The sequence below is a fragment of the Streptomyces sp. NPDC088747 genome, assembly GCF_044751025.1.
Classification (GTDB): domain Bacteria; phylum Actinomycetota; class Actinomycetes; order Streptomycetales; family Streptomycetaceae; genus Streptomyces.
This window is the reverse complement of sequence record NZ_JBIVKZ010000018.1, coordinates 83,265-96,089: the sequence shown is the minus strand read 5'-3', so window position 1 is coordinate 96,089 and position 12,825 is coordinate 83,265. Positions and strand designations below refer to the sequence as shown.

13 protein-coding genes and 1 tRNA gene are annotated in these 12,825 nt (G+C 70.4%); 10 read left to right on the top strand and 4 right to left on the bottom strand.

Annotated elements, in window-relative coordinates:
• The first annotated feature begins 390 nt into the window (after positions 1-390).
• From ACIP79_RS33645 to ACIP79_RS33620, 6 genes are all read left to right on the top strand, one after another.
• Positions 391-873 carry a CarD family transcriptional regulator gene (locus tag ACIP79_RS33645; protein WP_003953493.1) on the top strand — a complete coding sequence of 161 codons (483 nt, stop codon included), beginning with the start codon at positions 391-393 and terminating at the stop codon, positions 871-873.
• A 427-nt stretch (positions 874-1,300) separates the two neighbouring features.
• Entirely contained in the window at positions 1,301-2,053 is a 753-nt protein-coding gene (gene ispD, locus ACIP79_RS33640; protein ID WP_401229444.1) for a 2-C-methyl-D-erythritol 4-phosphate cytidylyltransferase, read from the top strand.
• Entirely contained in the window at positions 2,043-2,549 is a 507-nt protein-coding gene (gene ispF, locus ACIP79_RS33635) for a 2-C-methyl-D-erythritol 2,4-cyclodiphosphate synthase (RefSeq protein WP_401229442.1), read from the top strand. Before ispD ends, ispF begins: the two co-directional genes overlap by 11 nt.
• 183 nt (positions 2,550-2,732) lie before the next feature.
• Positions 2,733-4,133, top strand: coding sequence for a cysteine--tRNA ligase (gene cysS, locus ACIP79_RS33630; RefSeq protein WP_401229439.1), 1,401 nt, complete (start codon positions 2,733-2,735; stop codon positions 4,131-4,133).
• 121 nt (positions 4,134-4,254) lie between these two features.
• The gene (gene rlmB, locus ACIP79_RS33625) at positions 4,255-5,199 is read left to right on the top strand and encodes a 23S rRNA (guanosine(2251)-2'-O)-methyltransferase RlmB (protein WP_401229436.1); all 945 of its coding nucleotides are present in this window, start codon (positions 4,255-4,257) and stop codon (positions 5,197-5,199) included.
• Between the two features lie 117 nt (positions 5,200-5,316).
• Entirely contained in the window at positions 5,317-6,987 is a 1,671-nt protein-coding gene (locus ACIP79_RS33620; RefSeq protein ID WP_401229434.1) for a DoxX family membrane protein, read from the top strand.
• A 94-nt stretch (positions 6,988-7,081) separates the two neighbouring features.
• Here ACIP79_RS33620 and ACIP79_RS33615 read toward each other — a convergent pair whose 3' ends face one another.
• The 3 genes from ACIP79_RS33615 to ACIP79_RS33605 form a co-directional block, all read right to left on the bottom strand.
• Positions 7,082-7,813: an NDP-sugar synthase gene (locus ACIP79_RS33615; RefSeq protein WP_383680594.1), complete on the bottom strand. Its 732-nt coding sequence runs from the start codon at positions 7,811-7,813 to the stop codon at positions 7,082-7,084.
• 84 nt (positions 7,814-7,897) lie between these two features.
• Entirely contained in the window at positions 7,898-8,356 is a 459-nt protein-coding gene (locus ACIP79_RS33610) for a hypothetical protein (protein WP_383680592.1), read from the bottom strand.
• Between the two features lie 321 nt (positions 8,357-8,677).
• Positions 8,678-9,814 carry an ABC transporter ATP-binding protein gene (locus tag ACIP79_RS33605; protein WP_383680591.1) on the bottom strand — a complete coding sequence of 379 codons (1,137 nt, stop codon included), beginning with the start codon at positions 9,812-9,814 and terminating at the stop codon, positions 8,678-8,680.
• Positions 9,815-10,096: 282 nt separating this feature from the next.
• On the opposite strand from ACIP79_RS33605, the gene ACIP79_RS33600 reads away from it, so the two are divergent.
• Positions 10,097-10,173, top strand: a tRNA-Thr gene (locus ACIP79_RS33600).
• Between the two features lie 40 nt (positions 10,174-10,213).
• On the opposite strand, the gene ACIP79_RS33595 is transcribed toward ACIP79_RS33600, so the two are convergent.
• Entirely contained in the window at positions 10,214-10,861 is a 648-nt protein-coding gene (locus tag ACIP79_RS33595) for an aminoglycoside phosphotransferase family protein (RefSeq protein ID WP_401229709.1), read from the bottom strand.
• Here ACIP79_RS33595 and ACIP79_RS33590 point away from each other — a divergent pair.
• The 3 genes from ACIP79_RS33590 to ACIP79_RS33580 all read left to right on the top strand — a co-directional run bounded on the left by ACIP79_RS33590 (position 10,800) and on the right by ACIP79_RS33580 (position 12,811).
• Positions 10,800-10,991, top strand: a complete 192-nt coding sequence (locus tag ACIP79_RS33590; RefSeq protein WP_401229430.1) for a hypothetical protein — start codon at positions 10,800-10,802, stop codon at positions 10,989-10,991. The two genes, ACIP79_RS33595 and ACIP79_RS33590, sit on opposite strands and share 62 nt — an antisense overlap.
• Positions 10,992-11,091: 100 nt before the next feature.
• Positions 11,092-11,403, top strand: coding sequence for a rhomboid-like protein (locus ACIP79_RS33585; RefSeq protein ID WP_401229427.1), 312 nt, complete (start codon positions 11,092-11,094; stop codon positions 11,401-11,403).
• 10 nt (positions 11,404-11,413) lie between these two features.
• On the top strand, positions 11,414-12,811 hold the full coding sequence (locus ACIP79_RS33580) for an NAD(P)/FAD-dependent oxidoreductase (RefSeq protein ID WP_401229425.1): 1,398 nt from the start codon (positions 11,414-11,416) through the stop codon (positions 12,809-12,811).
• The last annotated feature ends 14 nt before the right edge of the window (positions 12,812-12,825 follow it).

Below are 12,825 nucleotides of genomic sequence, written 5' to 3'. Positions count from 1 at the left end.
TGATCGGTGGGCCGTCGGTGGATCGCCGCTAAGGGCGCGCCATAGGCCGCCGGTAGATCATCGGCAGTTCACCCGCCGGTTGTGATCAATTCCGGAATCGCCCCGTACTCCACTCCGGTCACCGAACGGAGTAGCGGAAGTCGAGCCCTTGAGGGTGGACAAACCGGGATGTTCCACCCCTGGTCAGGTGCTTCCGGTGTGTGTAACGTACGCGTTTCTCTTTCCCTGGACAGCCGCTCCCACCTGCGAATACCCTCTTCCGCTCGCCTCTCGCAGCACGTTCCTGTCGCGGTTGTCAAGCCCCGAGATGCGCCCTGACCTGCGAAAACGCCATTCAGAAGACGCCGATTTCGTGTTACCCTGGATAGCCACGGAAGGGGTACCTGTCACATGACGTTCAAGGTTGGCGACACCGTGGTCTATCCCCATCACGGGGCCGCGCTGATCGAGGCTATCGAAACTCGCCAGATCAAAGGCGTGGACAAGACCTACTTGGTGCTGAAGGTCGCCCAGGGCGACCTGACGGTACGTGTGCCAGCGGACAATGCGGAGTTCGTCGGCGTGCGTGATGTGGTCGGTCAGGACGGACTGGACCGGGTCTTCGAGGTGCTGCGCGCGCCGTACGCCGAGGAGCCCACGAACTGGTCGCGTCGTTACAAGGCAAATCTGGAGAAGCTCGCCTCCGGCGATGTCATCAAGGTCGCGGAAGTCGTACGTGACCTGTGGCGTCGTGAGCGTGAGCGTGGACTCTCCGCCGGTGAGAAGCGCATGCTCGCCAAGGCCCGGCAGATCCTGGTGAGCGAACTCGCCCTCGCGGAGAACACGAACGAGGACAAGGCCGAAGCCCTGCTCGACGAGGTGCTCGCGTCCTGACGCCGGTAGTCGCCGAGACGGTGATCGTTGTGACGACGGTAATCGCCCCGACGTAACCCATCGCCGAGACGGCAGTCGTCTTGACGTACGCGTAATCCTGCGCAGCGCGATTGTGCAATGGAGACGCGCGCAAGCAATGAAATGCCGCGGTGCCCGATGACGCATTAGCTGTCGCCGGGCGCTGCGGCATGTTTGTACCCGCACCCTGTGATGGTCATGTACATACCCGCACCCAGTTCGAGACCTTGAACTGTGCGGTGCCAGAATTGCGGAGGCCCCGCTCACCTGCCTGGAGCCCGCCTACTAGGTGTGCCGGGCCCGGGCAGCTGCCTCGACCAGATGTCACGGAAGGGTCCGGTCCAGGCTCGCGCCCGGCACGCTGAGGCCATACCCACCTAGGCCGAGCACACAAACCTGACAGGAACCGATGTCTGACGATTCGCGCCTCTCGCCTCCGGGAGCACGTACCGCCGCCGTGATTCCCGCCGCCGGCCGGGGCGTGCGCCTCGGTCCGGGCGCCCCCAAAGCGCTCCGCGCACTGAACGGCACGCCGATGCTCGTTCACGCGGTCCGCGCGATGGCGGCGTCCCGCGCCGTCTCCCTGGTCGTCGTGGTGGCCCCGCCGGAGGGCGCCCCCGAGGTGAAGACCATGCTCGACGCGCACGCCCTGCCCGAGCGGACCGACTTCCTCGTCGTCCCCGGCGGTGAGAGCCGCCAGGAGTCCGTGAAGTACGGCCTCGACGCGCTGCCCCTCGGGATCGACATCGTCCTCGTGCACGACGCGGCCCGCCCGCTCGTACCCGTCGACACGGTGGACGCGGTCATCGAGGCCGTACGGGACGGCGCCCCCGCCGTCGTACCGGTCCTGCCGCTCGCCGACACCGTCAAGGAGGTCGAGCCCACGACCGTGCCGGGAACGCCCGAACCCGTGGTGGCCACGCCCGAGCGGGCACGGCTGCGGGCCGTGCAGACGCCGCAGGGATTCGACCGCGCCACTCTCGTACGGGCCCACGAGACCGTCACCGACAACGTGACCGACGACGCGAGCATGGTCGAACAGCTCGGGCTGCGGGTCGTCGCGGTACCCGGCCACGAGGAGGCGTTCAAGGTGACGCGGCCCCTGGACCTCGTACTGGCGGAGGCGGTTCTCGCGCGCAGGAGGGCCAACGATGGTTTCTGAGGCACCCGGTGGCGGTCCGCTGCTGCCCCAGGTCGGGATCGGCACCGACGTGCACGCCTTCGAGGACGGGCGCGAGCTGTGGTGCGCCGGACTGCTGTGGGAGGGGGAGGGGCCCGGCCTGGCCGGCCACTCCGACGCGGACGTCGTCGCGCACGCCGCCTGCAACGCGCTGTTCTCCGCCGCCGGACTCGGTGACCTCGGCGCCCACTTCGGCACCGGGCGCCCGGAGTGGTCCGGGGCCTCGGGCGTGACGCTGCTGACGGAGGCGTCCCGGATCGTCCGTGCGGCCGGGTTCGTCATCGGCAACGTCGCCGTGCAGGTCGTCGGGGACCGCCCGAAGATCGGCAGGCGGCGGGACGAGGCGCAGAAGATCCTGTCGGACGCGGTGGGGGCGCCGGTGTCGGTGTCCGGGGCCACGACCGACGGGCTCGGGTTTCCGGGGCGGGACGAGGGACTGATGGCGGTGGCCACGGCGTTGGTGGTGCGGGGCCGCTGAGGGTGGGGTTCGTTCGCCCCCTCCGCCCCTGCCCGTCCCGTATCCGGGGGCTGCGCCCCCGGACCCCCGCCGTCGCGCTTCGCGCTCGTCCTCAAACGCCGGACGGGCTGAGATGTCACGAATACGTGCCCCATGGCCCGGAAGGGTCGCGGGGCACTACCCACCGCCCACTACCCTGGAGTGGTGACGATTCGCCTGTACGACACCAGCGCCCGGCAGATCCGTGACTTCACCCCGCTCGTCGCGGGCTGCGTCTCGATCTACCTCTGTGGTGCCACCGTGCAGGCCGCACCGCACATCGGGCACATCCGCTCCGGCCTCAACTTCGACATCATGCGCCGCTGGTTCGAGTACCGCGGCTATGACGTGACCTTCATCCGGAACGTCACGGACATCGACGACAAGATCATCAACAAGTCGGCCGAGCAGGGCCGCCCCTGGTGGTCGATCGGCTACGAGAACGAGCGCGCCTTCAACGACGGCTACGACGTGCTCGGCTGCCTGCCGCCCAGTTACGAGCCGCGTGCCACCGGCCACATCACCGAGATGGTCGAGATGATGCGCGGCCTCATCGAGCGCGGGCACGCCTACGAGGCCGACGGCAACGTCTACTTCGACGTGCGCTCGTACGACGGCTATCTGGCGCTGTCCAACCAGGAGCTCGACAACCTGCTCCAGCCCGCCGGCGACGGCGAGACCGGCAAGCGGGACCCGCGCGACTTCGCCATGTGGAAGACCGCCAAACCGGGCGAGCCGACCTGGGAGACACCCTGGGGGCGCGGCCGGCCCGGCTGGCACCTCGAGTGCAGCGCCATGGCCCACAAGTACCTGGGCCCCGCCTTCGACATCCACGGCGGCGGGCTCGACCTGATCTTCCCGCACCACGAGAACGAGATCGCGCAGGCCAAGGCCTTCGGCGACGAGTTCGCCAAGTACTGGGTGCACAACGCCTGGGTCACCATGAGCGGCGAGAAGATGTCGAAGTCCCTCGGGAACTCGGTCCTCGTCAGCGAGATGGTCAAGAACTGGCGGCCCATCGTCCTGCGCTACTACCTCGGCACCCCGCACTACCGCTCGATGATCGAGTACAGCGAAGAGGCCCTGCGCGAGGCGGAGTCGGCGTTCGCGCGCATCGAGGGCTTCGTGCAGCGCGTGGTGGAGAAGGCCGGAGGCGTGGTGGAGCCCGCCGCCGAGGTCCCGCCCGCCTTCGCCGAGGCGATGGACGACGATCTGGGCGTGCCGCAGGCGCTCGCCGTCGTGCACACCACCGTCCGGCAGGGCAACAGCGCGCTGGCCGCCGACGACAAGGAGGCCGCCGTGGCGCGCCTCGCCGAGGTCCGGGCCATGCTCGGCGTCCTCGGGCTCGACCCCCTCGACCCGCACTGGGCCGGTGAGACCGAGCGCGGCGAGGACCTGCACGGCGTCGTCGACACCCTCGTACGGCTGGTTCTCCAGCAGCGCGAGGCCGCGCGCGGCCGCAAGGACTGGGCCACCGCCGACGCGATCCGCGACCAGCTCAACCAGTCCGGACTGGTCATCGAGGACGGCCCGCAGGGGCCACGCTGGACGCTCGGACCACGCTGAGAGCCACCGGCCGGCCCTCGCCGGCCTTGATCGATTGTGCCGTCCGGGCCTCCGGGCGGCACACTGCATATACGTATGTACGCACGCTTCACGCTTTTCGATGAGCAGAGACAGGTAGGTCATGGCCGCTAACAACCGCCGCATGTCCGGCAAGAAGGGCGCGCAGGTCGGCAGTGGCGGCCAGCGACGCAGGGGTCTGGAAGGCAAGGGCCCGACCCCGCCCGCCGAGGCGCGCAAGGGTCACAAGAAGAACCGCGTCGCCAACGCCCAGGCACGGCAGACCGTGCGCCGCCCCGCCATCAGCAAGGGACGCGGCGGCAAGGGCACGTCCGAGATGGTCGTCGGGCGCAACCCCGTCGTCGAGGCGCTGCGCGAGGGCGTTCCCGCGGTGACGCTGTACGTCCAGCAGTTCATCGACAACGACGAGCGGGTGCGCGAGGCGCTCCAGCTGGTCGCGGACCGCGGCGGCGTCCACCTCATGGAGGCGCCGCGCCCCGAGCTGGACCGGATGACCAACGGACTCAACCACCAGGGTCTGGTCCTCCAGGTCCCGCCGTACGAGTACGCGCACCCCGAGGACCTCGTCTCCGCCGCGTACGACGTCGGCCAGGACCCGCTGATCGTCGCCCTCGACGGCATCACGGACCCGCGGAACCTGGGCGCCATCGTCCGCTCCGCCACCGCCTTCGGCGGCCACGGCGTGGTCGTGCCCGAGCGGCGCGCGGCCGGCATGACCGCCGGTGCCTGGAAGACGTCCGCCGGCACCGCGGCTCGTACGCCCGTCGCCCGTGCCACGAACCTGACGCGCGCCCTGGAGGCGTACAAGAAGGCGGGCATCGCGATCGTCGGGCTGGCCGCCGACGGTGAGACCGAGATCGGGGAGCTGGCGGCGCTGGGCGGTCCCGTCGTCATCGTCGTCGGCAGCGAGGGCAAGGGGCTCTCCCGGCTGGTCGGGGAGACCTGCGACTACCGGGTGCGGATCCCGATGCCGGGTGGCGCGGAGTCGCTGAACGCCGGTGTCGCGGCGGGAGTCGTGCTGTACGAGGCGGCACGGCGCCGCGGCTGAACACCTGTGCGCGTAGTCACCCCCGTGGGGTAATCGGGTCGGTGCGGATGACCTTGACGCGGTCCGGACACATCGGCGAGGTCAAAGCAGTGTCCTAAACACACGTCACTCGGTTAGATGAGTGTGGACACCAGAACACCCCGCACACCCACGGGGGACCGCTCGTCGGGATTCGACGACGCTCCCGCGCTGAGCATGGTGAAGGTGCCGAGCGATCCGGCGCAGGTCATCGTCAATCATGCGAGCTTCCGCGTGCAGCTAGGCGCCCCGCCACGGACCCAATCCCCGCGTCTCGCGCGGCACTTGAGTTCCACCGACGACACCGCGCGGATCCCCGCCGTCGGTGGCGCGGGCAGAGCGGGCGCGGCCGGTACCGCAGCCGGCGCCCGCCGCCGCGCGCCCGTCGTCTGGAGCGGGAAGTCCGCGCCTGACGACACCGGCGCCCACCGCCTCCTCCAGGCCGTCCGCAGCGCCGGCGTCGGCCACGGCACCCCGGCCCCGGCCGGCGACGCCGGAGCGACCCAGGTCATCCCGCGCGTCGACGACGACCACGGCTACGACGGCGACATGACCGTCGAGACCGTGGAGACGCCCATCGTCGGCAGCCAGCGCAGTCACGAGGCTGCCGGGCCCCGCCTGCTGCCGAACATGCGGACCGTGGGCAGCGCGTACGACGAACCCCGCTACGCCGACGACGAGTTCGAGGACGACTCCCGCTTCGACGAGGGCGGCGCTCCCACCAGGCGGCACGGCGCCGACCCGGTGCGGCACGCGTACTACCCCGGCCGCCGGATGAACCTCGGCGTCGTCCTCCTCCCGCTGCGCGTCTTCCTCGGCTTCATCTCCATCTACGCCGGCATGGGCAAGCTCTGCGATCCCGTCTACTTCGACGGCGGCGAACGCGGCTCCATGGTCAAGTGGCTCAACACCCTGCACCCCTGGGAAGTCGCCGAGCCACTGCGCCAGTTCGCCCTCCAGCACCCCGTCGGCGCCGGGCTCGTCATCGCCTTCCTCCAGGTCATCGTGGGCGTCCTCACGGTGCTCGGACTCTGGCAGCGGGTCGCCGCCGTCGTCGGCGCGCTGCTGTCGGCCGCGCTCCTGCTCACCGTCAGCTGGAAGACGGTGCCCGCCTACGACGCGCCCGACATCATCTACCTCGCCGCCTGGTCCCCGCTGATCATCGCGGGCGCCCCCGTCTATTCCGTGGACGGACGTCTCGCGAGCGAGGCGTGGCGCACCCTCGGCCCGCGCGCCGAGATCTGGGACCTGCGCCTTCGCGTGCTGCGCAGGGGCGGGCTCATCGCGGCCCTCGCCATCGGCATCACGCTGCTCGTCGGCTCGCTCCTCGGCGGCGCCGTCCGCGACGCCGACCGCATCGTCGTTCCGGGACCCGGCGAGGCCCCGCGCAACGAACTGCCCGGCTCCGCGCTTCCGTCGGCGCCCGGCAAGCGCAGCGACAGGCCCTCCCCGTCGGCCTCCGCGGAGCCCACCCGGGGCACCGCCTCGGCCCCGCCCGAGGCGGCGGCCACCACACCGGGCGCCGCCCGCGACACGGGCACGGGCACCGTCACCAGCGGCCCCAGCCAGACGCAGGGCAGCACCGGCCAGGCGCCGCCCCAGCAGTCCTCACCGGTCGACCAGGTCCCGACCACCAGCGCGGGCCCGACGTCGACCGGCGGAGGCACCTCCAGCGGCGGCTCCACGGGCGGCTCGGGCTCGACGGGAGGCGGCTCCGACAGCGGGGGCTCCACCGGCCAGCCGGGGCTGGTGGGCGGCCTTCTGGGGTAACTCCCTTCGGACGGTACGAGGATGGGGCCCCGCACATCATCTGTGCGGGGCCCCATCCTCGTACCGTCGCCCTGGGCTCTGGGAAGGCGCGGGCTCAACGCCCCAGGGCCGCCAGTTCCTTCGCGGCCTCGGTGAGGTCCTTCGCGGTGTCGATGGCGCGCCAGTAGGCGCCCTGGGGGAGGGAGAAGCCGGCCAGGCGGCGTTCCCGGGCCAGGTGCGGGAAGGTGGTGCGCTCGTGGTCGCCGCGCTCGGGGAGCAGGTCGGTGAACTCGGCGGAGAAGACGTAGACGCCCGCGTTGATCTCGTACTGGGTCGGCGGGGACTCGATGAAGTCCGTGACGCGTCCGAAGCCGTCTGTCCTGACGGCGCCCCACGGGATGCGCGGGCGGGCCAGGGCGAGGGTCGCGACGGCGTCGCGCTCGGCGTGGAAGTCCGCCATGTCGCGCAGCGAGAAACGGGTCCAGATGTCACCGTTCGTCGCGAACCAGGGCCGGTCCGGGTGGGGGAGACGGGCGGCGGCGTACTTGAGGCCACCGCCGCGGCCGAGGGGTTCCGACTCGACGACCGTCGTGACGTTCACCGGGAGGTCGGCGGAGTCCAGCCACTTCTGCAGGACCTCGGCGAGGTGGCCGCAGCTGACCACCACGTCGGTCACGCCCTCTTCGGCGAGCCAGGTCAGCTGATGGCCGATGATCGGGGTCCCGGTGCCGGGAATCTCGACCATCGGCTTGGGCCGGTCGTCGGTGTAGGGACGCAGCCGGGAGCCCTGGCCGCCGGCCAGGACAACGGCTTGAACGGGGCGCGACGCGGCGTTCGGATCGGTCATGCCCGAACTGTACGTGGCGCCCCGCTCGCGGCTTTGGTCAGCAACCGTTCCGTAACCGGGCGTACTTGGATGACTTCGCTCGACTCAGAGGTGGGTGGCCGCGACCCCCGAGGCGAAGGAGGTGTCGCAGACCGGCCTCGCGAACGACTGGGCGCGCGTCGGGCCGTACGCACGGACCGCGGCACGGCCCAGTGCGCGGGCGATGGAGACGCAGTGCTTCGCGAGCGACGGGCGGCCGTTCACCGCCTCCTGGAGGTGGGTGAGGGCGACGCCCGGGTCCTTCTCCTGGAGTTCGAGCAGGAGTCTGTCGCGCAGGATGTCCTGCGGGGCGCGGGACACTGCGCGGGTGGAGACATCCGCGGAGGACGCTTCGGCGGCGGTGAGCACCGAGTTCGAGTTGGTCCCCGACCAGTTGACTCGGGTGACCGCGAGGGTCCCGGAGAGCACCAGGACGACAGGCAGAACGAGGGCGAGGGTGCGGCCGACCCGACGAGCGGGGCCACGGCCACGCCGGGTCCGTTGGTTAGTGGTGGAGTGCTTCACGCGAGTGAGGGTAGCGCGGGGTGATGATTTGGCGACATTTAGTCACCGGTTCGGGGGACGGGAATGCGGCGAATTCGCGGCGGCGCGTTGACGTACAGGTATCGAAATGACCGGTCTGCCGGGGTATTTGTCGACATGAAAGAAGGCCCCGCAGCCTGCTGCGGGGCCTTCTTCGTCAACTTGGGTGAATTAACCCTCGTACGGGGGTGTTGAACGCCCGTGGCTTGCCTCGGGGTTCGCCCGCGCGGGGCCCGGTTCGGCCGGATCGGCCGAACCGGTTCAGCGATCAGCCCGATCAGCCGGTTCAGTCGGTCAGCCGGTTCAGTCGGAGAGGCGCTCGCCCGTGGAGGTCGAGAACACGTGGGTCTCGCCCGGACGCGGTACGACGTGCAGGGTGGCGCCCTTCTCCGGGACCGCGCGGCCGCTGACGCGGACGACCAGGTCCGTGACGTTCTCGTCGACCTTCGCGCTGCCGTACACGTAACCGTCCGCGCCGAGCTCCTCGACGACGTTCACGGTGACGGCGAGGCCGGCGGGCGCGTCCTCGGTGTCCTTCGACAGGGACTTCGCGGCCTCGCCGTTGTGCTCGACGATGTCGAAGTGCTCGGGGCGGACGCCGACCGTGACGGTGCGGTCGCCGCGGTCCGCCGCCGCGGACAGCGCCTCACGGCTGACCGGCACGACGCTGTTGCCGAACTTCACGCCGCCGTCGGTGATCGGGACCTCGACGAGGTTCATGGCCGGGGAGCCGATGAAGCCGGCGACGAAGAGGTTCTTCGGACGGTCGTACATGTTGCGCGGCGAGTCGACCTGCTGGAGCAGCCCGTCCTTCAGTACGGCCACCCGGTCGCCCATGGTCATGGCCTCGACCTGGTCGTGGGTGACGTACACGGTGGTGATGCCGAGGCGGCGCTGGAGCGAGGCGATCTGCGTACGGGTGGAGACGCGGAGCTTGGCGTCCAGGTTCGACAGCGGCTCGTCCATGAGGAACACCTGGGGCTCACGCACGATGGCGCGACCCATGGCGACGCGCTGGCGCTGACCGCCGGAGAGCGCCTTCGGCTTGCGCGCGAGGTAGTCGGTGAGGTCGAGGATCTTCGCCGCGTCCTCGACCTTCTGCCGGATCTCCGCCTTGTTGACGCCCGCGATCTTGAGCGCGAAGCCCATGTTGTCGGCGACCGTCATGTGCGGGTACAGCGCGTAGTTCTGGAACACCATGGCGATGTCCCGGTCCTTCGGCGGCAGGTGCGTGACATCGCGGTCACCGATGTGGATCGAGCCGGCGTTGACGTCCTCAAGACCCGCGAGCATGCGCAGGGAGGTGGACTTTCCGCAGCCCGAGGGGCCGACGAGGACGAGGAACTCGCCGTCCGCGACGTCGAGTTCGAGCTGGTCGACGGCGGGCTTGTCGCCACCCGGGTAGATGCGGGTCGCTTTGTTGAACGAGACAGTGGCCATGGTGAGGGCCCCCTTCTACCGGCAGGAACGTGCCGGACGATCCGTTGTAGGAAGGTGGTGATGCACTACGGAGGGTGTTCGGGCGCGCTCAGCACGTCGAACGTTCCGTTGTGGTGTAGTCCACATGAGCGAACTGGTTCAGGACGCTACCCCGCGTTCACCGGATCTGTCAGTAGTCGGACGCCGATGAAGTTCAAGGAAATTTCCGACGGGCCCCGCCTGTGACGTGGGTACACTGCTCGGGCGCGCCTGCCCGTCCCCCGGACACCCGCACGCGCGCAGGCCTCCTTAGCTCAGCTGGCCAGAGCAACGCACTTGTAATGCGTAGGTCGTCGGTTCGAATCCGACAGGGGGCTCCAGTGGTCGGCTGTCGGGGCTTGGGGCGGTGTTGCCGTCCGCTCAGCCGCGTCTCCGTGGAGTCAGTAGCGTTCTGGCGATGGATGCCTGGTCCTGGTTCGGGGTGAGGTTTTCCTCCAGGCGCCAGAGGGCGTCCTGGAGGATTCGGGCCAGGGTCCAGGCGCGGGCGTGGGTGCGGTCGGCTTGCAGGGCCTCGGTCAGGAGGTCGAAGCGGCGTAGGAGGTGGCCCTCGTCGGCGCGGGCCCAGAGGGCGGGGAGGAGCTCGAAGCAGGGGTCGCCCGCGAGGGGTTTCGGGTCGATGGCCAGCCAGGGTTCGCGGCCGGCGGCCAGGACGTTCTCGAAGTGCAGGTCCCAGTGGAGGAGCCGGTCGCCGGGATCGTCCGCGACCTCGCGCAGCGCGGCGGCGCAGTCCCGCAGGAGGCGTCGGTCGTCCTCGTCCCGCACGATTTCCAGCACGGCCGGCAGCCGGGCGAGCATGTCCGTCGTCAGGTCGCCGAGCCTGCGCAGTCCGGCCGGTGCCGGCAAGGACGTCAGCCGGACGAGCAGGCCGGCGACGATCTCGGTCGCCTTCATCACGTCCGGTACGGCGGCCAGCGGGCGGTCCTCGTCGAGCCGTTCCAGGAGCAGCGTGCCGGTCGGCGGATCGTCGGCGAGGAGGCGTACGGCCCCGTCGCCGGCCCAGGTGCGCAGCGCGAGCCTCGCCCGCCGTCTCCTCGTCGAGGTGCTGGAGTTTCAGCGCGGCCCGGGTGCCGTCCTCGCGTACCACCGGCAGCACGACGGAGACCCGCCCGCTCATCGGGTGCCCCTCCTGCCGCAGTGACCACCGCTCCAGGAACTCCGTCCCCGTTATCTTCTTCGCGGTTCCGCAATGGGACTGCTGGCCTCCGCGCCCGGCATGACTGTTCCCCCCTGTCGAACGGATGACCCGGGGGTGGTGTCACCGGGCCCGAGAGGCGCCGTTGGAGACGCTGATCAGTGAGGGGGCGTTGTCGTCGGCGACCCGGCATGGCATGGCGCCGGAGTCGGCGGTCAACACCCTGGACGTTGGGGTGGGTTATGCGCTCGCGGGGGGCGGGCTCCTCGTCCACGGGGTGCCTCCGGCGGTCGGTCGTGGCTTCGCCGATCTCGGGCATTTCGGCTCGGTGGTGATCGATCTGGGGTGTTGTCCGCCGGTCGGAAGGCGTGGAAAAGCATGGAATCCGAAGGAGACAACGGCTGCCCACAGGGGTTAGCGTCCCGGCCATGAGCAGCAGCACGGTCAACGGCGGGATCTCCTTCTGGTACGCCGACGACGGCATCCCCGCCCCGCGGGAGCCCCTGCCCGGAGACGCCTCCGCGGACGTCGTCATCGTCGGCGGCGGCTACACGGGGCTGTGGACCGCCTACTACCTGAAGAAGGCAGCTCCCTTTCTCCGGATCACCGTCCTGGAGCAGAAGTTCTGCGGTTACGGCGCCTCGGGGCGCAACGGCGGCTGGCTCTACAACGGCATCGCGGGGCGCGACCGTTACGCGAAACTGCACGGCCGGGAAGCCGCCGTACGCTTGCAGAAAGCCATGAACGACACCGTCGACGAGGTGGTGCGCGTCGCGGCCGAGGAGGGTGTCGACGCCGACGTGCATCAGGGCGGCGTCCTCGAAGTGGCCTACACGCCCGCGCAGTTGGCCCGGCTGAAGGCCTTCCACGAGCACGAGCTGTCGTACGGGGAGAAGGACCGCGAGCTGTACGGCGCGCGGGAGACCGCCGAGCGGATCCGGGTCGTGGACGCGGTGGGGTCCGGCTGGACGCCGCACGGGGCGCGGCTGCATCCGGTGAAGCTGGTGAAGGGGCTGGCGGCCGTGGTCGAGGCGCTGGGGGTGACGATCCACGAGGGGACTCCGGTGACGGAGATCCGGCCGAAGCACGCGGTGACCCCGTACGGCACCGTGCGCGCGCCGTACGTGCTGCGCTGCACCGAGGGCTTCACGGCCTCGCTCAAGGGGCAGAAGCGCACCTGGCTGCCGATGAACTCGTCGATGATCGCGACGGAGCGGCTGACCGACGCGCAGTGGGAGTCCATCGGCTGGGAGGGGCGCGAGACCCTGGGCGACATGGCGCACGCGTACATGTACGCCCAGCGCACCGCCGACGGCCGGATCGCGCTCGGCGGCCGCGGAGTCCCCTACCGCTTCGGGTCACGCACCGACAACGACGGCCGTACGCAGCCGGCGACCGTCGAGGCGCTGCGCGAGATCCTCGTCCGTTTCTTCCCGTCGCTGACCGGGGTCGGGGTGGAGTACGCCTGGTCGGGGGTCCTCGGTGTGCCCCGCGACTGGTGCGCCACGGTGACCCTGGACCATTCGACGGGGCTCGGCTGGGCCGGCGGTTACGTCGGTTCGGGCGTCGCCACCACCAACCTCGCCGCCCGCACCCTGCGCGACCTCGTCCAGCAGGACTCGGGCCAGTCGGGTGAGACGGAGCTCACCGGCCTCCCGTGGGTGAACCACCAGGTGCGCAAGTGGGAGCCGGAGCCGTTCCGTTGGATCGGGGTGCACGGCATGTACGCCACCTACCGCACCGCCGACCGGCGTGAACTCACCACGCACAGCGCCGAGTCGTCCCGGCTGGCCCGGATGGCGGACCGGGTGGCGGGGCGCGGCTGACCTCGTACCGGCAC